We start from the raw sequence: 26078 nt of genomic DNA on the forward strand, positions 1-26078 counted from the left end.
GGTCACAGGATCAGGTCACGCAAGTCATCGGAAAGGGCGCCGGGCTGCTTGATAGCGGCCAGATCGGCTTCGGCTACGGCGTTCCAGGTATCTTCGTCCCAGAGTTGAAACTTGTTCAGCTGGCCAACGAGCATCGCCCGCTTGTCCAGCTTGGCGTACTCGCGCAGGCGCGGCGGCACCAGGAAACGACCACTGGCATCGAGCTCGAGGTCGACCGCGTTACCGATCAGCAGACGCTGCAGGCGGCGGTTCTCCTCACGAAAGGAGGCCAGCTCGCGCAGCTTGTTCTCGATCAGCTCCCATTCGGCCAGCGGGTAGACGCAAAGGCAGGGGTCGACGGCATCGATGGTGACGATGAGCTGGCCGGCACAACGCGAAACGAGCTCGTCGCGATACCGACTCGGCATCGCGAGGCGCCCTTTGGCGTCGAGACTGATGGCGTTAGCTCCGCGAAACACGGCTGCGTTCCCCTGTAATTAGCTTTCCATGCCCAAAAAAACCCACTTCATGCCACTTCCCACCACTTGCGCACACTATAGGAATGCGTATGCCCCACCGTCAAGGCGCGCCGGAAGGGAAAAATCCTTACAGGACGGAGATTTAGCGAACGAAAGCGAGGGAAGACGCGATGCCGGAACCGACAACTTGCGCACAATATCCAGCCAATCCAGCCAGCTGAAAATCGAACTTAAAGTAATTTCTTAAGAGTAAGATTTTTTCGGTATCAGACGAGCGGGGAATAGAAGCGCAAATCGAGGAAGAAAGGGGGGGGAGAGTCGATCTGTAAGCCGGGTTCTGTCGAGGACAGTCATTCCTCTACGACGTACATCACTGCACGCCTTTAGCAACCTACCCGGTTCCAGCGCGGGCCACGCCAATGGAACCCTATTTGGTCTTGCTCCGAGTGGGGTTTACCTAGCCACGGACTGTTGCCAGCCGTGCGGTGCGCTCTTACCGCACCTTTTCACCCTTACCGGCACTTGCGTGCTTAGGCGGTTGTTTTCTGTGGCACTTTCCGTAGGCTCGCGCCTCCCAGGCGTTACCTGGCACTCCGCCCTATGGAGCCCGGACTTTCCTCCCCCTTCTTGCGAAGGCAGCGACTGCCCGATCGACTCTCCGCCGGCAAGGGTATCAAAGCCGCAAGCCGCAAGCCACACGCAGCAGACAAAAGCCGCCACCGCAGCTCCCGGCTCGCCACTTACCCCTGGCGCTCCAGAGCCACCTGGTAGAGCAGGTTCTTGCGCACCCCGGTGATCTCGGCCGCCAGCGCCGCCGCGCGCTTGAGCGGCATTTCCGCCAGCAACAGGTCGAGCACCCGCAACGCCTCGGCGCTGACCGCCTCCTCGCCTTCCGGCGCCTGCCAGCCGGCCACCAGCACCACGCATTCGCCGCGCTGCTGATTGCTGTCGCCGGCCACCCAGGCGCACAGCTCGGCCAGGGGCAGACCCTTGAGGGTCTCGAAGGTCTTGGTCAGCTCGCGCGCCAGCAGCGCCGGACGCTCGTCGCCGAACACCGCGCGCATGTCCTCTAGGCATTCGAGGATGCGGTGCGGCGCCTCGTAGAAGATCAGCGTGCGCGGTTCTTCGCGCACCTGCTCCAGGCGCGCGCGGCGCCCGGCGGCCTTGGCCGGCAGGAAACCTTCGAAGATGAAGCGATCCGACGGCAGGCCGGCGGCCGACAGCGCGGCGATAAGCGCGCAAGCGCCCGGCACCGGCACCACCGCAAAGCCGGCGGCACGCGCCTGGCGTACCAGGTGATAGCCGGGGTCGGAGATCAACGGCGTGCCCGCATCGGAGATCAGCGCCACGTCCTCGCCCCCCTGCAGACGCGCAAGGAAGCGCCCGCCCTGCTCGCGCTCGTTGTGCTCATGGCAGGCCGCCAGCGGCGTTTGGATGCCGAAATGCTGCAGCAGGCGCGCCGAATGGCGGGTGTCCTCGGCGGCAATCAGCGCCACCTCGCGCAGAATGCGCAGGGCGCGGGCGCCGATGTCATCCAGATTGCCGATCGGTGTGGCGACCACGTAAAGGGTGCCTGGCTGAACACCGGTATCGGATAAATGACTCACTGGACGCACCTCATTTATTGAAAGAGCGCTCATTCTAGCCGGTTCCGCCCAGGTGACATCGCACCCGCTGCGGGCCTTGGGTACAATCGCCGCTTGATTTGCTCAAGAATCAGGATGACCCGATGATCGCTAGCCTGCGCCCCCTTTCCGCCCTTTGCCTGGCCGGCTTGCTCGCCGCCTGCGCCAGCTTGCCCTCCGATACCCTGGGCCAGCTGCCGCGCACGCCACAGGCCAGCATCGAGCAGATGCTCCAGCAGGCTGCCGAAAGCAAGCCGGAGCAGGCCGCCCTGCTGCGCCTGTCTGCCGCCGATCAGGCCTACCGCCAGAAGGACATCGCCCGCGCCGCGCGCATCCGCGAGCAGATCGATATCGCCAGCCTGCAGCCCGCGCAGCAGATTTTCGCCAGCACCCTGGACGCCGAACTGGCGATGGCTCGCCAGCAGCCCAAGAGCGCCCTGCGCGCGTTGCAACACCCCAGCCTGGAACGCCTGGCCGAGCTGCCGGTGGAGCAGCAGATCCGTACCCAACTGGTCCGGGCGCGCGCGCTGGAAGCCACCGACCAGGCTCTGGCGGCCGCCCGCGAACGGGTGTTCATCGCCCCACTGCTCAGCGGCCAGGCCGCCCGCGACAACCACGAGAGCATCTGGGAGCTGGTTTCCAGCCTGCCACCGCAGGCCTCGGCCGGCGCCGACAACGACCTGGCCGGCTGGCTGGAGTTGGCGCGTGCGGTCCAGGGTGGCGCTACGCTCGATCAGCAGCAGGCCGCCATCGACCAATGGGTCGCGCGCAACCCCCAGCACCCCGCCGCCGCACAACTGCCCGAGGCGCTCGGCAAGCTGCGCGAGCTGGCCAGCCAGCCGCTGCAGCGCATCGCCCTGCTGCTGCCGCAGGAAGGTCAACTGGCCAGCGTCGCCCGCGCCCTGCGCGACGGTTTCCTCGCCGCCCACTACGAAGCCCAGCAGGCCGGACAGAACCCGCCGCAGATCCAGCTTTACGACAGCGCGCGCATCGGCTCGCTGGACGCTTTCTACCAGCAGGCCCAGGCCGACGGCGTGCAGCTGGTGGTAGGTCCGCTGGAAAAACCACTGGTCAAACAGCTCAGCGGCTACGAGCAGCTGCCCATCACCACCCTGGCGTTGAACTACGGCGACGCCGGTCAGGAAGGCCCGTCCCAGCTGTTCCAGTTCGGCCTCGCCGCCGAAGACGAAGCCCGTGAAGTGGCCCGTCGCGCCTGGGACGACGGCATGCGCCGCGCCGTGGCCCTGGTGCCTCGCGGCGACTGGGGCGACCGCGTGCTAGACGCCTTCCGCCAAAGCTGGCAGGCCCAGGGCGGCAGCCTGATCGCCGCCGAACACGTCGAACAACCGGTGGAACTGGCGCGCCAGATCGCCGACCTGTTCCAGCTGCGCGAAAGCGAAGCCCGCGCCCGCCGCCTGCAGAACACCCTCGGCACCAGTCTCGACGCGCAGCCGGCGCGGCGTCAGGACATCGACTTCATCTTCCTCGCCGCCACGCCGCAACAGGCGCAGCAGATCAAGCCTACCCTGGCCTTCCAGTACGCCGGCGACGTGCCGGTGTACGCCACCTCGCACCTGTTCACCGGCACCCACAGCCAGGCACAGTACCAGGATCTGGAAGGCATCCGCTTCTGCGAAACCCCCTGGCTGCTCGATACCCATGCGCCGCTGCGCGAGCAGGTCAGCAGCCAGTGGCCTCAGGCCGCCGGCAGCCTCGGCCGGCTGTATGCCATGGGTGTCGATGCCTATCGCCTGGCGCCGCGCCTGGGACAGCTCAAGGCACTTCCGGAGACACGCATCGACGGCCTCTCCGGCAGCCTCAGCCTGAACGCCGCGCAGCGCGTGGAACGCCAGCTGCCCTGGGCCGAGTTCCGTGGCGGCCAGGTCCAGCGCCTGCCCGACATCCTTAATTGAGCGCACACAACGATCTGGGTCGGGCCGCCGAACAGGCAGCCCGGCAGCACCTGGAACGCAACGGCTTGCGGCTGATCGAACAGAACTGGGCGTGCCGTCGTGGCGAGCTCGATCTGGTCATGCTCGACGGCGATACAGTAGTATTCGTCGAAGTCCGCGCCCGCCGTTACAGTGCCTGGGGCGGCGCCCTGGAGAGCGTCGATGCACGCAAGCGCGGCAAGCTGATCATGGCCGCCGAGCTGTTCCTCCAGCAGCACTCGCGCTGGGCCCGCCACCCCTGCCGCTTCGACGTGGTCGCCATCACCGGCGGCGCACACCTCGACTGGATCCAGAATGCCTTCGAGGCCTGACCGCCGCACACTCAAGGTTCTAACCGATGGACATGCAATCCCGAATCCGCCAGCTATTCCAAGCCAGCATCGACACCAAGCAACAGGCCATGGAAGTCCTGATTCCCTACATCGAGCACGCCAGCCTGGTGATGGTCCAGGCCCTGCTCAACGAGGGCAAGATTCTCTCCTGCGGCAACGGCGGTTCGGCCGGCGACGCTCAGCACTTTTCCTCCGAGCTGCTCAACCGCTTCGAGCGCGAACGCCCCAGCCTGCCGGCCATCGCCCTGACCACCGACAGCTCGACCATCACCTCGATCGCCAACGACTACAGCTACAACGAGGTGTTCTCCAAGCAGATCCGTGCCCTCGGCCAACCCGGCGACGTGCTGCTGGCGATTTCCACCAGTGGCAATTCGGCCAACGTCATCCAGGCCATCCAGGCCGCGCATGATCGCGAGATGACCGTGGTCGCGCTTACCGGCCGCGACGGCGGTGGCATGGCCTCGCTGCTGCTGCCGGAAGATGTGGAGATCCGCGTCCCGGCCAAAGTCACCGCACGCATCCAGGAGGTCCACCTGCTGGCCATCCACTGCCTGTGCGACCTGATCGACAGTCAATTGTTTGGGAGTGAAGAATGAAGCGTTCCGCCCTGATTCTGGCCGCCCTGGCCGTTACCCTGACCCTGGCCGGTTGCGGTAGCCGCAGCATCGGCAACAAGATCGACGACCAGTTCCTCGGCCCGGACGTTGCCTCGCAGATCAGCAAGGCCCACGCCGACCTGGCCAGCCCCACCTCGCGCATCCTGGTCACCAGCTACAACGGCGTGATCCTGCTGGCCGGCCAGACGCCGCGCAGCGAGCTGAAGGAAACCGCCGCGCAGACCGCGCGCCGCGTGCAGGGGGTGAAGAAGGTCTACAACGAGCTGCAGGTCCAGCAACCGGCCTCGCTGCTGGCACGCAGCAACGACTCGCTGCTGACCACCAAGATCAAGACCCAGATGCTCGCCGACGCCACGGTGCCGAGTACGCGGATCAAGGTGGTCACCGAAAACGGCATCGTCTACCTGCTCGGCCTGGTGACCCGCGAGGAAGCCAACGCCGCCACCCGCGTGGTGCAGGGCGTGTCCGGGGTACAGAAGGTGGTGCGACTGTTCGAGTACACCAACTGAGACAGCGGCAAGCCGCGAGCCTCAATCTGCCAACGAAAACGGGCGCCCACTGGCGCCCGTTTTCGTTGGTGCAGCATCCGCTCCTGCCCTTGCTGACGGCTCGAAGCTTGCTCCAGCCCTACTTGACCACCTTCAGGCTGGGCCGACCGCCGGGACGCGGCGGCTCGCCGCCGGACGGGCCGTCGTCGTCCGGCCCCTGCCCATCCTCGTCGTCCTCTGGCGGCGATTCCATATCGAAGACCATGCCCTGGCCATTCTCGCGCGCATAGATCGCCATGATCGCCGCGGCCGGGATGTACAGGCTATGGGCAACGCCACCGAAACGCCCCTCGAAACTCACCGCCTGGTTGTCCATGTGCAGATGACGCACCGCGCCGGGCGAGGCGTTGAGCACGATCTGACCATCGCTGGCGAAGCCAGGCGGCACCTGCACCCCGGGGTATTCGGCATTGACCAGCAGGTGCGGGGTGCAGTCGTTGTCGACTATCCACTCGTACAGGGCACGCACCAGGTAGGGACGGCTGGAATTCATGTTTTCCTCCTCGCGCCTCAGCGCATCTCGCGCTCAGCGGCGGACAGACTGGCCTGAAAGGCCTCGCGGGCGAACTGACGCTCCATGTAGTCGAGCAGCGGCTTGGCCGGCCGCGGCAGCTCGATCCCCAGCTGCGGTAAGCGCCAGAGTATCGGCAGTAAACAGCAATCCACCAGGCTCAACTCGTCACTGAGGAAGAACGGCCTGCCTTCGAACAGCGGCGACACGCCGGTCAGACTCTCGCGCAGCTCCTTGCGCGCCTGCTGACGCTCGGCCTCCTTGCTGCGCTTGTCGAGAATGCGGTCGACCAGGACACACCAGTCGCGCTGGATACGATGCATCAGCAGACGACTGTTGGCGCGCGCCACCGGATAAACCGGCAACAGCGGCGGATGCGGATAACGCTCGTCCAGATATTCCATCACCACGGACGATTCGTACAGGGCCAGGTCGCGATCGACCAGGGTCGGTACGCTGCCATAGGGGTTGAGCTCCGCCAGCTTGGGCGGGCAACGGCCCAGTTCGACATCGACGATCTCGACGCTGACACCTTTCTCGGCGAGCACCAGACGCACGCGATGGGAATAGTGGTCGACGGGGTCGGAGTAGCAGGTCAACCTATTGGTCACCGCCATGGCGATCCTCCTCGCGTTTCTTGGGTTTCTCAGATGCACGGAAAAATTGCCGGAGCAATTTTCGATGTCGCCTGCGACGCCCCTCGCAGGGGCGGCCGCCAGGGATGGCAGGGCAGAAAAACCTGCGCGCCCATCAGGGCGCGCAGGTTTGAACGCAGAGCGGGAGCGACTTAATGCACGTCCTTCCAGTACTCGCGCTTGAGCAGGTAGGCGAACACGAAGAAGAACGCCAGGTACAGCAGCACGTAGGTGCCGATGCGCTGGGACTCCAGCTTGACCGGGTTGGCCGAGTAGGCCAGGAAGGTCACCAGGTTCTTGATCTTCTCGTCGAACTCGGCCTCGCTCAGGGTGCCGGTGTTCGGCTCGACGGTCAGCTGGTCGCAGGCCTCGTGAGTGATCGGCGCACCGGTCAGCGGGTCGAACTGCTTCTTACCGTCGGTGACGACCTGAACCTGCTTGCAACCGATCACCTGGTTGCCCTGCAGGCCAACCAGCACGTTGGGCATGCCGACGTTGGGGAAGACCTTGTTGTTAGCGCCCAGCGGACGACTCGGATCCGCATAGAAGGTGCGCAGGTAGGTGTACAGCCAGTCGGTGCCACGCACGCGGGCGACCAGGGTCAGGTCGGGCGGCGCCGCGCCGAACCAGGCCTTGGCGTCTTCGGGCTTCATGCCGATCTTCATGTGGTCGCCGATCTTGGCGTCGTTGAACACCAGGTTGTCCAGCATGATCTCGTGCGGAATGCCGAGGTCATCGGCGACCCGCTCGTAACGCTGGAACTTGGCCGAGTGGCAGCCCATGCAGTAGTTGGCGAAGGTACGCGCGCCATCCTGCATGGCGGCCTTGTCGGTCAGGTCGATATCGACCTTGTCCAAGTGCACATCTTCACCGCCGGCGGCGAAAGTCAGCGCCGGCAGTGCAGCGAGAACAAATGCAGCAAATAGCTTTTTCATCAGCCAGTCACCCTTTCCGGAACCGGTTTGGTCTTCTCCATCCTGGTGTAGAACGGCATCAGGATGAAGTACGCGAAGTACAGGGCAGTGCACACCTGCGACAGCAGGGTACGACCCGGGGTCGGCGCCAGCACGCCCAGTACGCCGAGGATGACGAAGGAGATGCAGAAGATCACCAGCCAGATCTTGCTCAGCCAGCCCTTGTAGCGCATGGACTTGACCGGGCTACGGTCCAGCCAGGGCAGGACGAACAGCACCGCGATGGCCGCGCCCATGGCGATCACGCCCAGCAGCTTGTCCGGCACCGCACGCAGGATCGCGTAGAAGGGGGTGAAGTACCAGACCGGCGCGATGTGCGCAGGTGTTTTCAGCGCATTGGCTTCTTCGAAGTTGGGCTTCTCCAGGAAGTAACCGCCCATTTCCGGGAAGAAGAACACCACGAAGCAAAACACGAAGAGGAATACCACCACGCCGACGATATCTTTCACGGTGTAGTAGGGATGGAAGGCGATGCCGTCCAGCGGCACACCGTTCTCGTCCTTCTTCTTCTTGATGTCAACGCCGTCCGGGTTGTTCGAGCCGACTTCGTGCAGCGCCAGGATGTGCAGCACCACCAGACCGAGCAGGACGATCGGCAGGGCGATCACGTGCAGGGCGAAGAAGCGGTTCAGGGTGATGCCGGAAATCAGGTAGTCACCACGGATCCACTGGGTCAGGTCATCGCCGATCACCGGGATGGCACCGAACAGCGAGATGATCACCTGGGCGCCCCAGTAGGACATCTGGCCCCAGGGCAGCAGGTAACCCATGAAGGCTTCTGCCATCAGGCACAGGTAGATCAGCATGCCGAAGATCCATACCAGCTCGCGCGGCTTCTGGTAGGAGCCGTAGAGCAGGCCGCGGAACATGTGCAGGTAGACCACCACGAAGAATGCCGAGGCGCCGGTGGAGTGCAGGTAGCGCAGGATCCAGCCGTACTCGACGTCACGCATGATGTACTCGACGGAGGCGAAGGCGCCTTCGGCCGAAGGCTCGAAGCTCATGGTCAGCCAGATGCCGGTGAGGATCTGATTGACCAGTACCAGCAGCGCCAGGGAGCCGAAGAAATAGAAGAAGTTGAAGTTCTTCGGCGCGTAGTACTTGGACAGATGGTCTTCCCACATCTTGGTGGCGGGGAAGCGTGCATCCACCCATTCCATGAATTTGCTCATCAAGCGTTCTCCTGGTCCACACCGATGATGATCACATCATCCGTCTCGTAGGTGTGCGGCGGCACCGGCAGGTTGAGCGGTGCGGGCTGAGCCTTGTAGACGCGACCGGCCATGTCGTAGCGGGAACCGTGGCAGGGGCAGAAATAGCCACCGACCCAATCCGCACCGAGGTCCGCCGGCGCGACTTCCGGACGGAAGGACGGCGCACAACCCAGGTGGGTGCACAGACCGACCAGCACCAGCAGTTCGGGCTTGATCGAGCGGGTCTTCTTGTCGACGTATTCCGGCTGCACCGAAGCGGCAGACGCGGGATCGGCCACACTGCCTTCGATCTTGGTCAGGTTGGCCAGGATCTCCTCGGTACGGCGCACGACGAACACCGGCTGACCGCGCCACTCAGCAACCATCTGCTGACCCGCCTCGATCTTGCTGACGTTCACCTTCACCGGTGCACCGGCCGCCTTGGCCTTGGCACTGGGGAACCATGACCCCACGAACGGAGTCGCAGCACCTACCGCTCCAGCAGCACCCACCACGGAAGTGGCTGCCACCAGGAAGCGACGTCGGCCTGCATTCACGCCGTCATTGCTCATTCAGTCGTCTCCCATCAGCTTTGTGGCCTGTTGTTCAGGCCTTTACTAAGTAAAAATCGGGCCGCGCAAAAAATTCGCCAAATGGTAAAGAAAAGCCCCTTTTCTGACAAGGTAATTACCCCCTCGAAGAAGGGCGAAAGCCTTGCCGCACGCGGCCTGCGCGACTGCGGCACGTTGTCGCAGCAAATTTCCACGCCCATAAAAAACGCCCAGTTCCGCGAGGAAACTGGGCGTCTTTCGAAAGTGCCAGCGAATTAACGCTTGGAGTACTGCGGACGCTTACGCGCCTTGCGCAGACCAACTTTCTTACGCTCGACTTCACGGGCGTCGCGAGTGACGTAACCGGCCTTACGCAGCGGGCTGCGCAGGGTCTCGTCATACTCGATCAGGGCGCGGGTGATGCCGTGACGGATGGCACCGGCCTGGCCACTGACACCGCCACCGATAACGGTAACGTAGATGTCGAACTTCTCGGTGGTCTCGGTCAGCTCCAGCGGCTGACGCACGACCATGCGAGCGGTCTCGCGGCCGAAGAAGGTATCCAGGCTGCGATTGTTGATGGAGATGTTACCGGTGCCCGGACGCAGGAATACGCGCGCGGTTGCGGTCTTGCGACGGCCAGTGCCGTAGTTTTGAGTCGCCGACATAATGGACTATTCCGTCAAATCTTCAGTTCTTGGGGCTGCTGAGCGGTGTGCGGGTGAGCGGCACCCTTGTACACCTTCAGCTTACGGTACATGTCGCGACCCAGCGGGTTCTTCGGCAGCATGCCTTTGACCGCGGTCTCGATCACGCGCTCAGGAGCACGAGCGATCAACTTCTCGAAGTTGATCTCTTTGATGCCGCCCGGGAAACCGGAGTGGGAGTAGTACTTCTTGTCGCTGGCCTTGGCGCCGGTGACACGCACCTGCTCGGCATTGATCACGACGATGTAGTCGCCGGTGTCAACGTGCGGGGTGTATTCCGGCTTGTGCTTGCCGCGCAGACGGCTGGCGATTTCGGTGGCCAGACGACCCAGGGTCTGACCTGCAGCGTCGACCACGTACCAGTCGCGCTTAACAGTTTCCGGTTTTGCAGTAAAAGTCTTCATTCGCTATAGCCTCAGGGGCCGCCCTGAAAATAAGACGGCGGATCTTACTGAATAGTGCTTGCTTTGACAAGTCAAAGACGGCCGGAAACAGACGCTATCGGGGGCTCGGGTCAGCGCGTCCGCCACGGCGGGGGGTTCGGCGGGCTAGGCATCCCCACCTTCTCTGTCGGCGAGCTAGGCGTTCCCGCGTCGAGAGCCGCGGAATTATGCCGATTGCGGTGAAAATAGCAACCTGCTTTGATGAAGCCCTTTTCCCGCTGCGCAATTAAGGAGACCGTCATGGAATACCGTCAGCTGGGTCGCACCGACCTCAAGGTCAGCGCCATCTGCCTGGGCAGCATGACCTGGGGCGAGCAGAACAGCGAGAGCGAAGGCCATGCCCAGATCGAGCGTGCCAAGGCCTGCGGCGTCAACTTCATCGACACCGCCGAGATGTACCCGGTACCGCCGCGCGCCGAGACCTACAGCCGCACCGAACAGATCATCGGCAGCTACTTCAGGCAGCGTGGCGACCGCGCAGACTGGATTCTGGCGAGCAAGATCGCCGGCCCCGGCAACGGCATCGACCATATCCGCGGTGGCAACCTGAAGTTCAATCGCGCCCACATAGTCGCGGCCCTGGATGCCAGCCTGAAACGCCTGCAGACCGACTGGATCGATCTGTATCAGCTGCACTGGCCCGAGCGCCCGACCAACTTCTTCGGCCAGCTCGGCTATCGCCACCAGGAAGCGGACTTCACCCCGCTGGAAGAAACCCTTCAAGTACTCGACGAGCAGGTCAAGGCCGGCAAGATCCGCCATGTCGGCCTATCCAACGAAACGCCCTGGGGCGCCATGAAGTTCCTGCAGCTGGCAGAGACTCGCGGCTGGCCGCGCGCGGTGTCGATCCAGAACCCCTACAACCTGCTCAACCGCAGCTTCGAGGTGGGCCTGGCCGAGGTGGCGATCCGCGAGCAGTGCGGCCTGCTGGCCTATTCGCCACTGGCGTTCGGCATGCTCAGCGGCAAGTACGAGGGCGGCGCGCGGCCGGCCGGCGCGCGCATCAGCCTGTTCAGCCGCTTCGCCCGCTACACCAACCCGCAGTCGGAGGCGGCCTGCTCGCGCTATGTCGCCCTGGCCCGCGAACATGGGCTGGATCCGGCGCAGATGGCGCTGGCCTTCGTCACCGCCCAGCCCTTCGTCACCAGCAACATCATCGGCGCCACCAACCTGCAGCAGCTCGACAGCAACCTGGCCAGCTCCGAGCTGAAACTGTCGCAGGAAGTGCTGGCCGGCATCGAGGCAATCCACAAGGGGCAACCCAACCCGGCTCCCTGACTCACACTGCACTCGCCGGCCCTGCGAAGACGTTCCGTGGAGCGACGGCGCAGCCGGCGGGGACGATTAACGACGCAGCTCGGCGCAGTGATCCTGCTCCGGCTGCGCCGCGGTGAACCAGACGTAGTCGGCCATGCCGGCGTCGACCCGGCGACCGACCTCGGCCAGAATCAGTACCGCCTGCCCCTGCCCCGCGTCGAGATCGGCCAGGTGCAGCGGCACGCCGAGATCCTTGCGCACGTGAAAGGCGCCGGCCAGCAGCAGGCTCGGCTTCGGCGCCGCCAGCAGCGCCTCGGCCATGCGCCGATCACGCTGTTGCTGCACCGCGAGCATCGCCGGCAGTTGACTGTCCGGCAGCAGACCGCAATGCGACCGGCGGATATCCTCCAGCAGGCTGCCCCGCACGACAGCCGCCGTGGAACGCTCGCCACGCAGAGCCGGTCGCTGCCGGTAGATCCGCAGAACCTCGCTGCGTTCCAGATTGGCCGCCAGCAACGGATGGGGCTGACGCAACTGGTACAGCACCAGGGGGCCGTACAGCGACCAATCCCAGCCCGGCTGCCAGGCCAGGGCCGCGAACGGATCGCCGAGCGCCCGGCCGGCGCGACTGGCGATCTGCGCCGCGGCGACCCGCTCCTGCTGGCCGGGATCGAGCATTTCCATCAGCACGCTGCCCTGCGGGCGACGCCGCGACAGCTCGCGCGAGAGCCACAGTTGCAGGGCATGGTGGTCGGGATTGTCGTGCTGCTCGCCGACCAACACGCGCCCGGCCTGCGCCAGGCGCTCGACCAGTTGCCGCGGACTGATCGGCCGCCCACTGGCCAGTTCAAGGATGCGCCCGAAGTCGGCATGCTCGCGCCCCACCGGCGCGAGCGGCACGGGCAGCGGGGCGACCTCGCGGGCCTGGCAGGCCACGAGCAGACAGATAGCGCACAGCAGCAGGATTCGCATGACACCCCCGGAGTTTCAGCGCGCCACGATCAGCGGATGGCCGCGCTCGGGATGACGCTGGATCAGCACTTCCAGACCGAACACCTCGCGCAACGGGGCTGCCTGCAGCACCACCTCGGGCGTCCCCAGCGCATGCGCACGCCCCTGTCGCAGCAGGAGTATACGGTCGCAGTAGCGCGCGGCCAGGTTGAGGTCGTGGAGGACCACCAGCACTGCCGCGCCCTGCCCGGCGAATTCGCGCACCGCCTGCAGCGTGGTGTGCTGATGCAGTGGATCGAGCGCCGAGGTCGGCTCGTCGAGCAGCAGGTTCTGCCCTGCCTCGCCCGGCCACAACTGCGCCAGCACGCGCGCCAGGTGCACGCGCTGGCGCTCGCCGGCAGACAGCGCCAGGTAGCTGCGCCCGGCGAGGTGCGCGACGTCCGCGGCACGCAGCGCCAGCTCGACGACCTGCCCGTCGCGCAGCCGCCCGCTGGCGTGCGGCAGACGCCCCATGGCCACCACCTCGCGCACGGCGAAGGAGAAGCTCAGCGTCGAGCTCTGCGGCAATACCGCCAGGCGCCGCGCCCGTTCCCGGCCCGGCCAGGTAGCCAGCGCACGCTGGTCGAGCGTGACGCGGCCGTCATCGGCCCGCAGCTCGCCACTCAGGGCGCCCAGCAGCGTGCTCTTGCCGGCGCCGTTGGGACCGAGCACGCCGAGCACCTCACCGGGCTGCAGTGACAGCTCAATGCCTGCCAGAACCACCGCGGCACCGCGCCGCACGCTGAGACTTTCCGCACACAGCATCAGGCCCGTCCCCGCACCAGCAGATAAAGGAAGAACGGCGCACCGATCAGCGCCGTGACGATGCCGATCGGCAGCTCCGCCGGTGTCAGCAGCAGGCGCGCGGCCAGATCGGCCAGCAGCAGCAGGCTGGCCCCGGCCAGCAACGAGGCCGGCAGCAGCACGCGATGATCGGGGCCGACCAGCAGGCGCATCAGATGCGGCACCACCAGGCCGATGAAACCGATCAACCCGGCTGCGGCCACCGCCGCGCCGACGCCGAGGGCGGTGCACAGCACCAGTTCCAGCTTCAGTCGCTCGACATCGAACCCCAGGTGACGCGCCTCCGACTCGCCCAGCAGCAGCGCATTGAGCGCCGCAGCCCGCCGCGGCAGCCACAGCGCCACCGCCAGCGTGACCAGCAGCAGGGGCCACAAGCGCGGATAGCTGGCGCCGTTGAGGCTGCCCAGGTTCCAGAAGGTCAGGCTGCGCAGCGTGGCGTCGTCGGCCAGGTAGGTGAACAGGCCGACCCCGGCGCCGGACATGGCGGTCAGCGCCACGCCGGCCAGCAGCATGGTGGCGACATGGGTCTGGCCATCGCGTCGACCGAGGCGATACACCAGCACGGTCACCAGCAGCCCGCCGCCGAAGGCGCACAGCGACAGCAGGTAAGGCGCCCAGAACGGAGGGATGCCGCCGAGCATGGCGCCGCCGACTATCGCGACAGCGGCCCCCAACGCCGCGCCGCCGGACACGCCGACCAGCCCGGGGTCGGCCAGCGGGTTGCGAAACAGCCCCTGCATGGCCACCCCGGAAAGCGCCAGCACCGCCCCAACGCAGAGGCCGAGCAGGGTACGCGGCAGGCGGATCTGACCGAGGATCAGCTCGGCCTGTTGCGCCCCGCCCACCTCAAGGGGTAGCCCCAGCAGGCGCAGCGCGGCGTACAGCGTATCGCCCAGCGGCAGACTGACCGGCCCCAGGGCCAGCGACAGCCAGATCGCCAGCAGCAACAGGGCGCCCAATGCCAGCAGCAGAGGGCGCGCGCGGAATTGAGGAGTCATCGGTCGGTGTCGTCGGCCAGAGCGAGCCCGAAAGGATAGAAGGCCACAGCCGGCTCGACCAGCCCTGAAACATCTGCGCCAGCAGCCCACCGGGCAACGGCGTAGGGTTCGACTTGCGCTGCGAACCGACTCGCAGGGGTGCGCCCGCGCTACGGCTGCGGGATAATCCGCCGCATCACTGGAGGCCGCGATGATCCGTCTATGCGCCCCGGGCGAGCTGGCCGAGGGCCAGAGCCGGGGCTTTCTCGTCGAAACGCTGAACCTGCTCGCCGTGCGCAGGGACGGCCGGGTGCACGTCTATTTCAACCGCTGCCCGCATCGCGGCGCGCCCCTGGAATGGCAGGCCGATCGCTTCCTCGACGACAGCGGCAGCCTGATCCAGTGCGCGACCCATGGCGCACTGTTTCTCATCGACTCCGGTGAATGCGTCGCCGGCCCCTGCGCCGGGCAGCGGCTACAGGCCGTTGAGTGCGGTGAGGATGCCGAGGGCATCTGGATCACCCCATAGATCTCGCGGCACCGCCCAGGCCGCGCGCACCCGCCAGTTCCGATGGCGCTGGCGCGCGGCGCGCTACGCCAGCACCTGCAGCCGCCGCACCAGGGCGATGCCGTGCGGGCTGAGTTCGGCGCCGTAGGCCAGCACTTCGACCCCGGCCGCCCGCGCCTCGCGCAGGCCGGCGGCGTAGAGCGGGTCAATCTCCTCGGCGGCGCGCACGGCGCGAATGCCGGAAAGGTTCACGCAGTACAGTAGCGCCGTACGCACGCCGGCGCGGGCCAGCGCGGCCAGCTCGCGTAGATGCCTGGCGCCGCGCGCGGTCACCGCATCGGGAAAGGCCGCCACGTCGCTGCCGTCGAAACCCAGGGTGACGCTCTTGACCTCGACGAATACCGGGCCGCTCGGATAATCCAGGCGAAAATCCGCGCGGCTGTTCTCCACCCCATAGGCCACCTCGCGCTTGAGCGCGACGAAGCCGGTCAGTTCCTCGATCAGCCCGGCGCGCAGCGCCTCTTCCACCAGCGCGTTGGCGCGCGCGGTATTGATGCAGGCCAGGCGCCCCTGCGGCGTCTCGCTGATCTCCCAGCTGCCCGGCAGCTTGCGCTTGGGGTCGCTGGAGCGACTGAACCAGACCCGGCAGCCCGCGCTCATGCAGTTGAGCATCGAGCCGGTATTGGCGCAGTGGATTGTCAGCGCCTCGCCGCCGACCGTCTCGATATCGGCGAGAAAGCGCTTGTAGCGGCGCAGCAGCAGGCCCTGCTCCAACGGCGGATCAAAGCGCATCGGGGTTCCAGCTCTTCAGGCCGCGGGCGATGCGCTCGACCGCCTGCTGCAAGCGCGGCAGGCTCTGGGTGTAGGCGAAGCGCACATGATGGCCGGCCTGGTGGCGGCCGAAGTCCAGGCCCGGGGTAAAGGCCACGTGCTCGGTCTCGATGAAGTGCCGGCAGAAGGCGAAGGCATCGCCGCCGAAGGCGCTTATGTCCGCATATAGATAGAAGGCGCCCTCGGGCTCGACGGCGATGCCGAAACCCAGCTCGCGCAGCGCCGGCAGCAGGTAGTCGCGGCGGCGCTGGAACTCGTGGCGACGCGCCTCGAGGATGGCCAGGGTGGCCGGCTCGAAACAGGCCAGCGCGGCGTACTGGGCCATGCTTGGGGCGCTGATATAGAGGTTCTGCGCCAGCTTCTCCAGCTCCGCCACGGCATTGCCCGGCGCCACCAGCCAACCCAGGCGCCAACCGGTCATGCCGAAATATTTGGAGAAACTGTTGAGCACGAAGGCATCGTCGTCCACCTCCAGCACGCTGGCGGCGTCCATGCCATAGGTCAGGCCGTGATAGATCTCGTCCACCACCAGATGGCCGCCGCGCGCCTTCAGGCAGGTCGCCAGCGCCGCCAGTTCGTCCTTGTGCAGCAGGGTGCCGGTGGGGTTGGCCGGCGAGGCGACCAGGGCGCCGACGCTGTCTGCATCCCAGTGCCGTTCCACCAGCTGCGGGGTCAATTGGTAACGCGTCTCCGGGCCGACCGGCACCAGCTGCGCGGCGCCCTCGACCAGGCGCAGGAAGTGGCGATTGCAGGGATAGCCGGGGTCGGCCAGCAGCCAGTGCTTGCCCGGATCGACCAGCAGGCTGGCGGCCAGCAGCAATGCACCGGAACCGCCGGGAGTAATGAGGATGCGTTCAGGGTCTATGCTTAACCGGTATCGCTCGGCGTAGAAGCCGGCGATGGCATGGCGCAGGGCCGGCAGGCCGCGCGCCGCGGTATAGCGGGTGTGGCCGGCGGCGAGCGCCGCCTGGCCGGCCTGGACGATCGGCGCGGCGGTGGTGAAGTCCGGCTCGCCGATCTCCAGGTGGATCACGTCATGGCCGGCGGCCTGCAGTTCGTTGGCACGCGCCAGCAGAGCCATGACGTGAAAGGGTTCGATGGCGCGGCTGCGCGCACTGTAGAGCTGAGCCATGGGCCTGCCTCGGACGGTTGCGAGGCGCGGATTCTAGCAGGGCTCAGGAAAACGGCAGATGGGCTTCGGCGTTTTGTGCACGAGGTCGATCAGCCATAGACAACCAGGAGTGGCGCGGCCTGATTCGATCTGGTAAGTTCGCCCGCTTGCAGCCGCAGGGCCGAACTCCGATCGGCAAGGACATCACCTGCGCAGTGGATTCGAGAGAGTGAGAGGCGGTCATCCATGCCCACCAAAGAAAAGACAAAGAACAGCAGCCACCTGGTTCGCGGTTTCCAGCCCTACGAAGAAAAAAAGGGCGAGGAATACATGAGCGAGCCGATGCGCGCTCACTTCACCGGCATCCTCAACAAGTGGAAGCTGGAGCTGATGCAGGAAGTCGACCGTACCGTGCACCACATGCAGGACGAAGCGGCCAACTTCCCCGATCCGGCCGACCGCGCCAGCCAGGAAGAAGAGTTCAGCCTGGAACTGCGTGCCCGCGACCGCGAGCGCAAGCTGATCAAGAAGATCGACGAAACCCTGCAGCTGATCGAAGACAACGATTACGGCTGGTGCGACTCCTGCGGCGTGGAAATCGGCATCCGCCGCCTGGAAGCCCGCCCCACCGCCACCCTGTGCATCGACTGCAAGACCCTGGCGGAAATCAAGGAAAAACAGGTCGGTTCCTGATCCGACGACGGGGCGCCTAGGCGCCCCGCTCTGTTTCTGCCCTTCACGCTGCGCCAGCGATGAACGACTCCTCCTATATCGGGCGCTTCGCCCCCACTCCCAGCGGCTATCTGCACTTCGGTTCGCTGGTCGCCGCCCTCGCCTCCTATCTCGACGCCCGCGCCGTCGGCGGCCGCTGGCTGCTGCGCATGGAAGACCTCGACCCGCCTCGCGAGGTAGCGGGCGCGCAGGACGCCATCCTGCGCACGCTGGAGACCTACGGTTTCGAGTGGGACGGCGAACTGGTCCGCCAGAGCGAGCGCCACGCGGCCTATGCGGCGACCATCGAACGCCTGCGCGCGAATGGCCTGGCCTACGCCTGCATCTGTACCCGCAAGCAGCTCCAGGGCCATGGCGGCATCTACCCCGGCACCTGCCGCGATGCCGGTCATCCTGACGTCGATGCGGCCATTCGCCTGCGCGTACCCGAGCTGGAATATCATTTCGTCGATCGCGTGCAGGGCGAGTACCGTCAGCACCTGGGGCGCGAAGTGGGCGATTTCGTGATCCGCCGCCGCGACGGCCTGTTCGCCTACCAGCTCGCCGTGGTGCTCGACGATGCCTGGCAGGGCGTGACCGATGTCGTGCGCGGCGCCGACCTGCTCGATTCCACCCCGCGCCAGCTCCACCTGCAGGAGTTGCTCGGATTGCCGCAGCCGCGCTATCTGCACGTACCTTTGCTTGTCCAGCCGGACGGCCACAAGCTGGGCAAGAGCTACCGCTCGCCGCCGCTGCCCGCCGATCAGGCCGGTCCGCTGCTGCTGCGCGCGCTGCGCGCGCTGGGCCAGCAGCCGCCAGCCGAGCTGCAGGGCGCGGCGCCCGCCGAGCTGCTGGCCTGGGGTATCGCCAACTGGGACGCCTCGCGCATCCCGCGCAGCCTTACCCTGGCCGAGGCGCAGCTGCACTGACGGCGTGGAGTGTCGCGGGGGACGCCTAGGCTGTGCGCACCACAGCCCCGGACTGCGTCCGGGCTAGGTTCGCTAGCGCATGGAATTGGTGCGCGCGGCGCACCCTACATGCCTGTGGCTTGAAGCTTGCCGCTTCCTTTACCATCGCGGCATCGTTCGACGAGATGCCACATGTATATCTACCGACTGGTTCTGATCCTAGTGGTGGGGATCTATCTGTTCTCCCCGGCCATCATGGACTGGTGGATCGACCCCAACGGCGCCTGGTACCGGCCCTATCTGCTGTGGCTGATCCTGATCGTCGTCACCTTCATTCTTCAGAGCCAACGCGATGCTGACGAGCTTTAGCCTGAGCGAGCTGATCCTGATCAGCGCCGGCTACCTGTTGATCCTGTTCGGCGTCGCCTGGGTCAGCGAGCACGGCCTGATCCCGCGCTGGATCATCCGCCACCCGCTGACCTACACCCTGTCGCTGGGCGTCTATGCCAGTGCCTGGGCCTTCTACGGCACGGTGGGCCTGGCCTACCAGTACGGCTACGGCTTCCTCGCCAGCTACCTGGGGGTGTCCGGCGCCTTTCTGCTGGCGCCGGTGCTGCTCTATCCGATCCTGCGCATCACCCGCACCTATCAGCTGTCGTCACTGGCCGACCTGTTCGCCTTCCGCTTTCGCAGCACCTGGGCCGGGGTGCTGACCACCCTGTTCATGCTGATCGGCGTGCTGCCGCTGCTGGCCCTGCAGATCCAGGCGGTAGCCGACTCCATCGGCATACTCAGCCGCGAGCCGCTGCAGGAGAAGGTGGCGCTGAGCTACTGCGGGCTGATCATCCTGTTCACAATCCTGTTCGGTGCCCGCCATATCGCCACCCGCGAGAAGCACGAGGGCCTGGTGTTCGCCATCGCCTTCGAGTCGCTGGTCAAGCTCACCGCCCTCGGGGTGATCGGCTGGTACGCGCTGTACCGGGTATTCGGCGGCCCGCATGAACTGGAGCTGTGGCTGGTGCAGAACCAGGCGGCGCTGTCGACCCTGCACACGCCGCTGCAGGAAGGCCCCTGGCGCACCCTGCTGCTGGTGTTCTTCGCCTCGGCCATCGTCATGCCGCACATGTACCACATGACCTTCACCGAAAACCTCAACCCCCGCGCCATGGTCAGCGCCAGCTGGGGCCTGCCGCTGTTTTTGCTGCTGATGAGCCTGGCGGTGCCGCTGATCCTCTGGGCCGGACTCAAGCTCGGCGCCACCACCAACCCGGAGTACTTCACCTTAGGACTCGGCATCGCGGTCAACAGCGAGGCGCTGGCGCTGCTGGCCTATGTCGGCGGCCTGTCGGCCTCCAGCGGGCTTATCATCGTCAGCACCCTGGCGCTGTCGGGCATGGCGCTGAATCACCTGGTGCTGCCGCTGTACCAGCCGCCGGCCGAGGGCAATATCTACCGCTGGCTGAAATGGACACGGCGCGCGCTGATCGCCTTCATCATCATGGCCGGCTACGGCTTCTACCTGCTGCTCGGCGCCCAGCAGGACCTGGCCAACCTGGGCATCGTCGCCTTCGTCGCCACCCTGCAGTTCCTCCCCGGGGTGCTCTCGGTGCTGTACTGGCCGACCGCCAACCGCCGCGGCTTCCTCGCCGGTCTGCTGGCCGGCATCGGCGTCTGGGCGCTGACCATGCTGTTGCCGCTGCTGGGCAACCTGGAAGGCTTCTACCTGCCGCTGTTCAACCTCATCTACGTGCTCGACGACGCCAGCTGGCACCTGGCGGCCATCGCCTCGCTGGCCGCCAACGTGCTGGTGTTCACCCTGGTCTCGCTGTTCACCGAGGCCAGTCCGGAGGAGAAGAGCGCCGCCGAGGCCTGCGCGGTGGATAACGTGCGCCGCCCGCAGCGGCGCGAACTGGTGGCGGTGTCGCCGCAGGAGTTCGCCGCCCAGCTGGCCAAGCCGCTTGGCGCCAAGACCGCCCAGCGCGAAGTGGAACAGGCGCTGCGCGATCTGCACCTGCCGTTCGACGAGAGCCGCCCCTACGCCCTGCGCCGCCTGCGCGACCGCATCGAGGCCAATCTCTCCGGACTGATGGGTCCCAGCGTGGCGCAGGACATAGTCGAGACCTTCCTGCCCTACAAGTCCGGCAGCGAAGGCTACGTGACCGAGGACATCCATTTCATCGAGAGCCGACTGGAGGACTACCAGTCGCGCCTCACCGGCCTGGCCGCCGAGCTCGACGCGCTGCGCCGCTACCACCGCCAGACCCTGCAGGAACTGCCGATGGGCGTCTGCTCGCTGGCCAAGGATCAGGAGATCCTGATGTGGAACAAGGCCATGGAGGAGCTCACCGAAATCCCCGCCCAGCGCATCGTCGGCTCGCGCCTGAGCGCCGTCGCCGAGCCCTGGCAGAGCCTGCTGCAGAACTTCATCGAGCTGCCCGATCAGCACTTGCACAAGCAGCATCTGGCCCTGGATGGCCAGACCCGCTGGCTCAACCTGCACAAGGCGGCCATCGACGAGCCGCTGGCGCCGGGCAACAGCGGTCTGGTGCTGCTGGTCGAGGACCAGACCGAGACCCAGCTGCTGGAAGACAAGCTGGTGCACTCCGAGCGCCTGGCCAGCATCGGCCGCCTGGCCGCCGGCGTGGCCCACGAGATCGGCAACCCCATCACCGGCATCGCCTGCCTGGCGCAGAACCTGCGCGAGGAGCGCGAGAACGACGCCGAGCTGATCGAGATCAGCGGGCAGATTCTCGAGCAGACCAAGCGCGTCTCGCGCATCGTCCAGTCGCTGATGAGCTTCGCCCACTCCGGTAGCCACCAGCGCAGCGACGAGCCGGTGTGCCTGGCCGACGTGGCGCAGGACGCCATCGGCCTGCTGTCGCTGAACAAGCGCAATTTCGATATCCAGTTCTACAACCTGTGCGATCCCAAGCACTGGGCCGAGGGCGATCCGCAGCGCCTGGCCCAGGTGCTGATCAACCTGCTGTCCAATGCCCGCGACGCCTCGCCGCCCGGTGGCGCGATCCGCGTGCGCAGCGAGGCCAGCGAACACACCGTCGACCTGATCGTCGAAGACGAAGGCAGCGGCATTCCCAAGGCGATCATCGACCGCCTGTTCGAGCCCTTCTTCACCACCAAGGACCCTGGCGAAGGCACCGGGCTGGGCCTCGCGCTGGTCTATTCGATCGTGGAAGAGCATTATGGACAGATAACAATCGACAGCCCGGCCGACCCCGAGCGCCAACTCGGCACTCGCATTCGGGTCACCCTACCGCGGCATGTCGAGGCGACGTCCGTAGCGATGTAAACAGCGACAGTGGGCTCCGCCAGACCGGCGGCGCTCCAGAGACCGTCGAGAGACCGAATTGATGCCACACATTCTTATCGTCGAAGACGAAACCATTATCCGCTCTGCCTTGCGCCGCCTGCTCGAACGCAACCAGTACCAGGTCAGCGAGGCCGGCTCGGTGCAGGAAGCCCAGGAACGCTACGGCATTCCCGGCTTCGACCTGATCGTCAGCGATCTGCGCCTGCCCGGCGCCCCCGGTACCGAACTGATCAAGCTCGCCGAAGGCACCCCGGTGCTGATCATGACCAGCTACGCCAGCCTGCGCTCGGCCGTGGACTCGATGAAGATGGGCGCGGTCGACTATATCGCCAAGCCCTTCGACCACGACGAGATGCTGCAGGCCGTGGCGCGCATCCTGCGCGATCGCCAGGAAGCCCGGAACGCACCGCCGCCGGCAAGCGCCACCGCTGCGCGCGGCGGCGCCGAGAAGGTCGCCGACAACGCCAACGGCGAGATCGGCATCATCGGCTCCTGCGCCGCCATGCAGGAGCTCTACGGCAAGATCCGCAAGGTCGCGCCCACCGATTCCAACGTGCTGGTGCAGGGCGAGTCCGGCACCGGCAAGGAACTGGTCGCCCGCGCCCTGCACAATCTGTCCAAACGCGCCAAGGCACCGCTGATCTCGGTGAACTGCGCGGCCATCCCGGAAACCCTGATCGAATCCGAGCTGTTCGGCCATGAGAAAGGCGCCTTCACCGGCGCCAGCGCCGGGCGCGCCGGCCTGGTCGAAGCGGCCGATGGCGGCACCCTGTTCCTCGACGAGATCGGCGAACTGCCGCTGGAAGCCCAGGCCCGCCTGCTACGGGTGCTGCAGGAAGGCGAGATTCGCCGGGTCGGCTCGGTGCAGTCGCAGAAGGTCGACGTGCGCCTGATCGCCGCCACCCACCGTGACCTCAAGACCCTGGCCAAGACCGGCCAGTTCCGCGAAGACCTCTACTACCGCCTGCATGTCATCGCCCTCAAGCTGCCCGCTTTGCGCGAGCGCGGCAGCGACGTCAGCGAAATCGCCCAGGCCTTCCTGCTGCGCCAGTGCGCACGCATGGGCCGCGAACCGCTGCGCTTCGCCCAGGACGCCGAGCAGGCCATCCGTCATTACGCCTGGCCGGGCAACGTGCGCGAGCTGGAGAACGCCATCGAGCGCGCGGTGATCCTCTGCGAGGGCGCGGAAATCTCCGCCGACCTGCTGGGCATCGATATCGAGCTGGACGACCTGGAGGACGAGGACTTCGGCCTGCCCGCGACAGCGGGGCAAGCGGGCAATACCAGCCACGAGCCTACCGAGGATCTGTCGCTGGAGGACTATTTCCAGCACTTCGTCCTCGAGCACCAGGATCACATGACCGAGACCGAACTGGCGCGCAAGCTCGGTATCAGCCGCAAGTGCCTGTGGGAGCGCCGCCAGCGCCTGGGCATCCCGCGGCGCAAGTCCGGCGTGACCAGTGGCCCTTGACGTCGCATCCAGGATGACAACCGACCTGCGCACAGGTTCCACAGGTTGTTACCGATTCAATATCTCGTAACAAAGCCGGGTCTAATGGTAACGAAAATCCGGCTTTTTCTCCCTCACGAACACCCCACCATGAGCCTAAACCCTTGATTTACAAGGAATCGCAAAAACTGGCACGGCATCTGCTTTATCTCTGGCACAACAACAATAACAAGCAAAGCCCCACACAATAAGAACAAGACGTAACGACTCCAAAACAACAAGAACAACAAGATGGAGGCGCAGCTAACTGATTCTTTTGGAGAGGAGTTGCCCTTGGGGTTCGCCCCACGACCAGGCCGAGAACAATAAAACTGCCCCGAGGCAGCCCCCGTACTGGTTGGATCACGCAAGTGTCATGGCAGCATCAGCGTCCAAAGAAATCCGTTTGCTATTGGCTCCCGCCTTCAGGGAGCACCCAACCGACCACGGTCGTTTGGGAAGGGCGGAACAACAAAAACAACACGCCCTCAATAACAATAAAAACGAAGCACGCACCAACTTGGGGGGGAGCTTAGGCTCCCCCAGTAGCTTCCGCTTCCCGGATCCCCGCCTGCCGCCTTACACACCTTCTCCCGACACGATGCTAGAATCCGCGGCAATCATGCGGTCATCGTTTCGTCTGACCGGTCACTTCTCCACACAGTGCATCCCATGCTGAAGAAGCTGTTCAAGTCTTTCCGCTCGCCCCTGCGCCGCGCGCAGCGCCCGCGCAGCACCCCCGAGGTGCTGAGCAGCCGGCAACACCCGATCAATCGCAACGAGATCAGCCGTTATGCCATCAGCGTGGTCGAGCGCCTGCAGAAGGCCGGCTACCAGGCGTACCTGGTCGGCGGTTGCGTGCGTGACCTGCTGCTGGATATCGACCCCAAGGATTTCGACGTGGCCACCAGCGCCACCCCCGAGCAGGTACGTGCCGAGTTTCGCAACGCGCGGGTGATCGGCCGGCGCTTCAAACTGGTCCACGTGCACTTCGGCCGCGAGATCATCGAAGTCGCCACCTTCCGCGCCAACCATCCGCAGGGCGACGACGAGGAAAACAGCAATCTGGCTGCGCGCCACGAAAGCGGGCGCATCCTGCGTGACAACGTCTACGGCAGCCTGGAAGACGATGCCCAGCGCCGTGACTTCACCATCAACGCGCTGTACTACGATCCGAGCCACGAGCACATCCTCGACTACGCGCGTGGCATGCACGATGTGCGCAACCATCTGGTACGGCTGATCGGCGACCCCGAGCAGCGCTACCTCGAAGACCCGGTGCGCATGCTGCGAGCGGTGCGCTTCGCCGCCAAGCTGGACTTCGACATCGAGAAGCACAGCGCCGCGCCGATCCGCCGCCTGGCGCCGATGCTGCGCGACATCCCCGCCGCGCGCCTGTTCGACGAGGTGCTCAAGCTGCTGCTCGCCGGCTACGCCGAGTACACCTTCGATCTGCTGCTCGAGCACGACCTGTTCGCCCAGCTGTTCCCGGCCAGCGGCGAGGCGCTCGAACGCAACCGCGAGTACACCGAAAAGCTGATCCGCGAAGCGCTGATCAACACCGACGAGCGCGTCGCCCAGGGCAAGTCGGTGACCCCGGCCTTCCTCTTCGCCGCCCTGCTCTGGCCGGCGTTGCCGGCGCGCGTGCTGCAGCTGCAGGGCAAGGGCATGCCGCCGATCCCGGCGATGCAGGAAGCCGCCCACCAGCTGATCAGCGAACAGTGCCAGCGCATCGCCGTGCCCAAGCGCTTCACCATTCCGATCCGCGAGATCTGGGACATGCAGGAACGCCTGCCGCGGCGCAGCGGCAAGCGTGCCGACCTGCTGCTGGAAAACCCGCGCTTCCGCGCCGGCTACGATTTCCTGCTGCTGCGCGAACTGGCCGGCGAGGATACCGGCGGCCTCGGCGACTGGTGGACCGACTACCAGGACGCCAGTGACAGCCAGCGCAGGCAAATGATCCGCGACCTCGCCGGCAAGCCGGAGGCCGCCGGCAGCGGCCCGCGCAAACGCCGACGCAGTGGTGGACGGCGCAAGCGCGGGGGCGATGGCGGCGGCAGCGCGGAATGATGGAACGCGTCTACATAGGCCTCGGCAGCAACCTGGCCGAGCCGCTGCAGCAACTGCGCGACGCCCTCGCCGCAATCGCCCAGTTGCCGGAAACCAGGCTGCTTGCCCACTCCTCCTTCTATGTCAGCGACCCGCTCGGCCCGCCCGACCAGCCGCGCTACGTCAACGCCGTGGCGGCGCTGGAGACGGCGCTGCAGCCCTGGACGCTGCTCGACGCCCTGCAGCGCATCGAACAGGAGCAGGGCCGTGTGCGCAAGGCCGAACGCTGGGGCCCGCGCACCCTGGACCTGGACATCCTGCTGTTCGGCGATCGACTGATCGACGACGAGCGCCTCAAGGTGCCGCACTACCACATGCATGCCCGCCCCTTCGTGCTCTATCCGCTGGCCGAGCTCGCGCCCGAGGTGCAGCTGCCCGACGGCAGCCGCCTGAGCGAGCTGCTCGCCGCCTGCCCCTTCAGCGGCCTGGAGCGCCTGGCCGAGTAGCCGAGTAGCCGCCCTCAAGCCTGCAGCCAGTCGTAGGACTGGACATGGCTGAGACATGTC

General features: G+C 65.9%; 27 protein-coding genes and 1 other RNA gene. 13 read left to right on the top strand and 15 right to left on the bottom strand.

The features are described 5' to 3' along the window. Positions 1-2 precede the first annotated feature (2 nt). The 3 genes from mraZ to rsmI all read right to left on the bottom strand — a co-directional run bounded on the left by mraZ (position 3) and on the right by rsmI (position 2098). Entirely contained in the window at positions 3-458 is a 456-nt protein-coding gene (gene mraZ / locus ACUTAF_RS17075) for a division/cell wall cluster transcriptional repressor MraZ (protein ID WP_031303041.1), read from the bottom strand. 310 nt (positions 459-768) lie between these two features. After that, an RNA gene (gene rnpB, locus ACUTAF_RS17080) (RNase P RNA component class A) lies at positions 769-1116 on the bottom strand. Positions 1117-1198: 82 nt separating this feature from the next. Further along, complete coding sequence (rsmI, locus tag ACUTAF_RS17085) at positions 1199-2098, bottom strand: 16S rRNA (cytidine(1402)-2'-O)-methyltransferase (RefSeq protein WP_445581085.1); 900 nt, start codon at positions 2096-2098, stop codon at positions 1199-1201. Positions 2099-2187: 89 nt separating this feature from the next. Here rsmI and ACUTAF_RS17090 point away from each other — a divergent pair, with 89 nt between their 5' ends. The 4 genes from ACUTAF_RS17090 to ACUTAF_RS17105 are packed head-to-tail and all read left to right on the top strand — an operon-like array spanning position 2188 to position 5496. Further along, positions 2188-3996, top strand: coding sequence for a penicillin-binding protein activator (locus tag ACUTAF_RS17090; protein WP_445581086.1), 1809 nt, complete (start codon positions 2188-2190; stop codon positions 3994-3996). Beyond that, a complete protein-coding gene (locus ACUTAF_RS17095) occupies positions 3993-4346 on the top strand; it encodes a YraN family protein (protein ID WP_445581087.1) in 354 nt (117 codons plus the stop codon). The genes ACUTAF_RS17090 and ACUTAF_RS17095 overlap by 4 nt, the downstream gene beginning before the upstream one ends. Before the next feature lie 26 nt (positions 4347-4372). Next, positions 4373-4966 carry a phosphoheptose isomerase gene (locus tag ACUTAF_RS17100; protein WP_445581088.1) on the top strand — a complete coding sequence of 198 codons (594 nt, stop codon included), beginning with the start codon at positions 4373-4375 and terminating at the stop codon, positions 4964-4966. Further along, positions 4963-5496 carry a BON domain-containing protein gene (locus ACUTAF_RS17105; protein WP_445581089.1) on the top strand — a complete coding sequence of 178 codons (534 nt, stop codon included), beginning with the start codon at positions 4963-4965 and terminating at the stop codon, positions 5494-5496. The genes ACUTAF_RS17100 and ACUTAF_RS17105 overlap by 4 nt, the downstream gene beginning before the upstream one ends. Before the next feature lie 118 nt (positions 5497-5614). On the opposite strand, the gene ACUTAF_RS17110 is transcribed toward ACUTAF_RS17105, so the two are convergent. From ACUTAF_RS17110 to rplM, 7 genes are all read right to left on the bottom strand, one after another. Then, positions 5615-6028 carry a ClpXP protease specificity-enhancing factor gene (locus ACUTAF_RS17110; RefSeq protein WP_445581090.1) on the bottom strand — a complete coding sequence of 138 codons (414 nt, stop codon included), beginning with the start codon at positions 6026-6028 and terminating at the stop codon, positions 5615-5617. Between the two features lie 17 nt (positions 6029-6045). Beyond that, the gene (locus ACUTAF_RS17115; RefSeq protein ID WP_445581091.1) at positions 6046-6663 is read right to left on the bottom strand and encodes a glutathione S-transferase N-terminal domain-containing protein; all 618 of its coding nucleotides are present in this window, start codon (positions 6661-6663) and stop codon (positions 6046-6048) included. A 170-nt stretch (positions 6664-6833) separates the two neighbouring features. Beyond that, the gene (locus ACUTAF_RS17120; RefSeq protein WP_445581092.1) at positions 6834-7616 is read right to left on the bottom strand and encodes a cytochrome c1; all 783 of its coding nucleotides are present in this window, start codon (positions 7614-7616) and stop codon (positions 6834-6836) included. After that, on the bottom strand, positions 7616-8827 hold the full coding sequence (locus ACUTAF_RS17125; RefSeq protein WP_445581093.1) for a cytochrome b: 1212 nt from the start codon (positions 8825-8827) through the stop codon (positions 7616-7618). Before ACUTAF_RS17125 ends, ACUTAF_RS17120 begins: the two co-directional genes overlap by 1 nt. Beyond that, on the bottom strand, positions 8827-9420 hold the full coding sequence (petA, locus tag ACUTAF_RS17130; RefSeq protein ID WP_445581094.1) for a ubiquinol-cytochrome c reductase iron-sulfur subunit: 594 nt from the start codon (positions 9418-9420) through the stop codon (positions 8827-8829). Before petA ends, ACUTAF_RS17125 begins: the two co-directional genes overlap by 1 nt. 254 nt (positions 9421-9674) lie before the next feature. After that, complete coding sequence (rpsI, locus tag ACUTAF_RS17135) at positions 9675-10067, bottom strand: 30S ribosomal protein S9 (RefSeq protein ID WP_003242948.1); 393 nt, start codon at positions 10065-10067, stop codon at positions 9675-9677. Between the two features lie 14 nt (positions 10068-10081). Then, positions 10082-10510: a 50S ribosomal protein L13 gene (gene rplM / locus ACUTAF_RS17140; RefSeq protein WP_268178934.1), complete on the bottom strand. Its 429-nt coding sequence runs from the start codon at positions 10508-10510 to the stop codon at positions 10082-10084. Between the two features lie 279 nt (positions 10511-10789). On the opposite strand from rplM, the gene ACUTAF_RS17145 reads away from it, so the two are divergent. Further along, positions 10790-11827, top strand: a complete 1038-nt coding sequence (locus ACUTAF_RS17145; RefSeq protein WP_445581095.1) for an NADP(H)-dependent aldo-keto reductase — start codon at positions 10790-10792, stop codon at positions 11825-11827. A gap of 66 nt (positions 11828-11893) precedes the next feature. Here ACUTAF_RS17145 and ACUTAF_RS17150 read toward each other — a convergent pair whose 3' ends face one another. From ACUTAF_RS17150 to ACUTAF_RS17160, 3 genes are read right to left on the bottom strand one after another with little or no spacing between them, the layout of a single operon-like run. After that, complete coding sequence (locus ACUTAF_RS17150; RefSeq protein ID WP_445581096.1) at positions 11894-12778, bottom strand: ChaN family lipoprotein; 885 nt, start codon at positions 12776-12778, stop codon at positions 11894-11896. Between the two features lie 15 nt (positions 12779-12793). Continuing rightward, positions 12794-13561: a heme ABC transporter ATP-binding protein gene (locus tag ACUTAF_RS17155; protein WP_445581097.1), complete on the bottom strand. Its 768-nt coding sequence runs from the start codon at positions 13559-13561 to the stop codon at positions 12794-12796. Next, positions 13561-14544 (bottom strand): FecCD family ABC transporter permease, encoded by a 984-nt coding sequence (locus ACUTAF_RS17160; RefSeq protein ID WP_445582465.1) that lies wholly within the window; start codon positions 14542-14544, stop codon positions 13561-13563. The genes ACUTAF_RS17155 and ACUTAF_RS17160 overlap by 1 nt, the downstream gene beginning before the upstream one ends. A gap of 244 nt (positions 14545-14788) precedes the next feature. Here ACUTAF_RS17160 and ACUTAF_RS17165 point away from each other — a divergent pair, with 244 nt between their 5' ends. Then, positions 14789-15106: a Rieske (2Fe-2S) protein gene (locus tag ACUTAF_RS17165; protein ID WP_445581098.1), complete on the top strand. Its 318-nt coding sequence runs from the start codon at positions 14789-14791 to the stop codon at positions 15104-15106. Positions 15107-15169: 63 nt separating this feature from the next. On the opposite strand, the gene sfsA is transcribed toward ACUTAF_RS17165, so the two are convergent. After that, the gene (gene sfsA, locus ACUTAF_RS17170; RefSeq protein WP_445581099.1) at positions 15170-15877 is read right to left on the bottom strand and encodes a DNA/RNA nuclease SfsA; all 708 of its coding nucleotides are present in this window, start codon (positions 15875-15877) and stop codon (positions 15170-15172) included. Further along, positions 15867-17048: a pyridoxal phosphate-dependent aminotransferase gene (locus ACUTAF_RS17175; RefSeq protein ID WP_445581100.1), complete on the bottom strand. Its 1182-nt coding sequence runs from the start codon at positions 17046-17048 to the stop codon at positions 15867-15869. The genes sfsA and ACUTAF_RS17175 overlap by 11 nt, the downstream gene beginning before the upstream one ends. 225 nt (positions 17049-17273) lie before the next feature. Between ACUTAF_RS17175 and dksA the strand changes: the two genes are divergently transcribed. From dksA to folK, 7 genes are all read left to right on the top strand, one after another. Continuing rightward, positions 17274-17720, top strand: coding sequence for an RNA polymerase-binding protein DksA (gene dksA, locus ACUTAF_RS17180; protein ID WP_445581101.1), 447 nt, complete (start codon positions 17274-17276; stop codon positions 17718-17720). A gap of 59 nt (positions 17721-17779) precedes the next feature. Then, the gene (gene gluQRS / locus ACUTAF_RS17185; protein ID WP_445581102.1) at positions 17780-18667 is read left to right on the top strand and encodes a tRNA glutamyl-Q(34) synthetase GluQRS; all 888 of its coding nucleotides are present in this window, start codon (positions 17780-17782) and stop codon (positions 18665-18667) included. A gap of 171 nt (positions 18668-18838) precedes the next feature. Continuing rightward, a complete protein-coding gene (locus ACUTAF_RS17190) occupies positions 18839-19015 on the top strand; it encodes a hypothetical protein (RefSeq protein ID WP_003244646.1) in 177 nt (58 codons plus the stop codon). Continuing rightward, positions 18999-21953, top strand: coding sequence for a sensor histidine kinase (locus tag ACUTAF_RS17195; RefSeq protein WP_445581103.1), 2955 nt, complete (start codon positions 18999-19001; stop codon positions 21951-21953). The genes ACUTAF_RS17190 and ACUTAF_RS17195 overlap by 17 nt, the downstream gene beginning before the upstream one ends. A 61-nt stretch (positions 21954-22014) precedes the next feature. Further along, on the top strand, positions 22015-23445 hold the full coding sequence (locus tag ACUTAF_RS17200; protein ID WP_445581104.1) for a sigma-54-dependent transcriptional regulator: 1431 nt from the start codon (positions 22015-22017) through the stop codon (positions 23443-23445). A 690-nt stretch (positions 23446-24135) separates the two neighbouring features. Further along, positions 24136-25533, top strand: coding sequence for a polynucleotide adenylyltransferase PcnB (locus tag ACUTAF_RS17205; protein WP_445581105.1), 1398 nt, complete (start codon positions 24136-24138; stop codon positions 25531-25533). Continuing rightward, the gene (gene folK / locus ACUTAF_RS17210) at positions 25530-26018 is read left to right on the top strand and encodes a 2-amino-4-hydroxy-6-hydroxymethyldihydropteridine diphosphokinase (RefSeq protein ID WP_445581106.1); all 489 of its coding nucleotides are present in this window, start codon (positions 25530-25532) and stop codon (positions 26016-26018) included. The genes ACUTAF_RS17205 and folK overlap by 4 nt, the downstream gene beginning before the upstream one ends. Positions 26019-26078 lie beyond the last annotated feature (60 nt).

This window comes from Pseudomonas sp. SP16.1, assembly GCF_052682975.1.

Coding starts and splice junctions, on each gene's coding strand:
- ACUTAF_RS17155 (WP_445581097.1), bottom strand. CDS start 13,561: ATGCTGTGTGCGGAAAGTCTCAGCGTGCGGCGCGGTGCCGCGGTGGTT.
- ACUTAF_RS17110 (WP_445581090.1), bottom strand. CDS start 6,028: ATGAATTCCAGCCGTCCCTACCTGGTGCGTGCCCTGTACGAGTGGATA.
- rpsI (WP_003242948.1), bottom strand. CDS start 10,067: ATGTCGGCGACTCAAAACTACGGCACTGGCCGTCGCAAGACCGCAACC.
- ACUTAF_RS17165 (WP_445581098.1), top strand. CDS start 14,789: ATGATCCGTCTATGCGCCCCGGGCGAGCTGGCCGAGGGCCAGAGCCGG.
- ACUTAF_RS17125 (WP_445581093.1), bottom strand. CDS start 8,827: ATGAGCAAATTCATGGAATGGGTGGATGCACGCTTCCCCGCCACCAAG.
- rsmI (WP_445581085.1), bottom strand. CDS start 2,098: ATGAGCGCTCTTTCAATAAATGAGGTGCGTCCAGTGAGTCATTTATCC.
- ACUTAF_RS17115 (WP_445581091.1), bottom strand. CDS start 6,663: ATGGCGGTGACCAATAGGTTGACCTGCTACTCCGACCCCGTCGACCAC.
- ACUTAF_RS17205 (WP_445581105.1), top strand. CDS start 24,136: ATGCTGAAGAAGCTGTTCAAGTCTTTCCGCTCGCCCCTGCGCCGCGCG.
- rplM (WP_268178934.1), bottom strand. CDS start 10,510: ATGAAGACTTTTACTGCAAAACCGGAAACTGTTAAGCGCGACTGGTAC.
- ACUTAF_RS17120 (WP_445581092.1), bottom strand. CDS start 7,616: ATGAAAAAGCTATTTGCTGCATTTGTTCTCGCTGCACTGCCGGCGCTG.
- ACUTAF_RS17200 (WP_445581104.1), top strand. CDS start 22,015: ATGCCACACATTCTTATCGTCGAAGACGAAACCATTATCCGCTCTGCC.
- ACUTAF_RS17105 (WP_445581089.1), top strand. CDS start 4,963: ATGAAGCGTTCCGCCCTGATTCTGGCCGCCCTGGCCGTTACCCTGACC.
- petA (WP_445581094.1), bottom strand. CDS start 9,420: ATGAGCAATGACGGCGTGAATGCAGGCCGACGTCGCTTCCTGGTGGCA.
- ACUTAF_RS17145 (WP_445581095.1), top strand. CDS start 10,790: ATGGAATACCGTCAGCTGGGTCGCACCGACCTCAAGGTCAGCGCCATC.
- ACUTAF_RS17100 (WP_445581088.1), top strand. CDS start 4,373: ATGGACATGCAATCCCGAATCCGCCAGCTATTCCAAGCCAGCATCGAC.
- ACUTAF_RS17090 (WP_445581086.1), top strand. CDS start 2,188: ATGATCGCTAGCCTGCGCCCCCTTTCCGCCCTTTGCCTGGCCGGCTTG.
- dksA (WP_445581101.1), top strand. CDS start 17,274: ATGCCCACCAAAGAAAAGACAAAGAACAGCAGCCACCTGGTTCGCGGT.
- ACUTAF_RS17150 (WP_445581096.1), bottom strand. CDS start 12,778: ATGCGAATCCTGCTGCTGTGCGCTATCTGTCTGCTCGTGGCCTGCCAG.
- folK (WP_445581106.1), top strand. CDS start 25,530: ATGATGGAACGCGTCTACATAGGCCTCGGCAGCAACCTGGCCGAGCCG.
- ACUTAF_RS17190 (WP_003244646.1), top strand. CDS start 18,839: ATGTATATCTACCGACTGGTTCTGATCCTAGTGGTGGGGATCTATCTG.
- ACUTAF_RS17195 (WP_445581103.1), top strand. CDS start 18,999: ATGCTGACGAGCTTTAGCCTGAGCGAGCTGATCCTGATCAGCGCCGGC.
- ACUTAF_RS17175 (WP_445581100.1), bottom strand. CDS start 17,048: ATGGCTCAGCTCTACAGTGCGCGCAGCCGCGCCATCGAACCCTTTCAC.
- gluQRS (WP_445581102.1), top strand. CDS start 17,780: ATGAACGACTCCTCCTATATCGGGCGCTTCGCCCCCACTCCCAGCGGC.
- sfsA (WP_445581099.1), bottom strand. CDS start 15,877: ATGCGCTTTGATCCGCCGTTGGAGCAGGGCCTGCTGCTGCGCCGCTAC.